General features: G+C 38.5%; 1 protein-coding gene. It reads left to right on the forward strand.

Annotated features, from left to right (window positions below; all coding sequences use genetic code 11):
- Window positions 1–21: 21 nt before the first annotated feature.
- The coding region (locus tag ACTQ53_RS17565; RefSeq protein WP_441934606.1) for a transposase at window positions 22–615 on the forward strand (594 nt) is incomplete at its 3' end.

The raw sequence follows: 615 nt of genomic DNA on the forward strand, positions 1-615 counted from the left end.
CAAACATAAAAAGATATCATTATGGAGATTACCAAGGACAAAGTTACAGAATTATTTTGTATTATTGATGAATTTTACAAAGTTTTTGATGCTGAAAATGCAGGAAAATTGCTTTTGAGTGAAGATGGAGTAAAGCGCAGACGACGTAAAGCCTCTTTATCTGATAGTGAAATCATGACGATTTTGCTGTATTTCCATTTCGGCTCGTTCCGAAACTTCAAGCATTATTACCTATTCTTTATTAGAGGAACTTTGAAGTCATATTTTCCAAATGCGGTGTCTTATAACCGTTTTGTAGAACTTGAAAGTCGCGTATTCTTCCCTCTCATGTTCTTCCTGAATCTCCGTGCTTTTGGCAGATGTACTGGTATAACCTTTGTTGATTCAACCATGATACCAATATGCCACAATCTCAGGCGTTATGCCAACAAAGTGTTCAAAGGCATTGCCACAGACGGAAAGGGAACAATGGGATGGTGTCATGGGTTCAAGCTACATCTGGCTTGTAATGATAGAGGTGAGATAATTGCTTTTGTTCTCACTGGTGCAAACGTTAGCGACAAAGATCCAGCGGTATTCGATGTATTGGCTAAACGTCTGTATGGCAAGCTGTTT

The organism is Prevotella sp. Sow4_E9_plate, from assembly GCF_052116205.1.
GTDB lineage: Bacteria > Bacteroidota > Bacteroidia > Bacteroidales > Bacteroidaceae > Prevotella.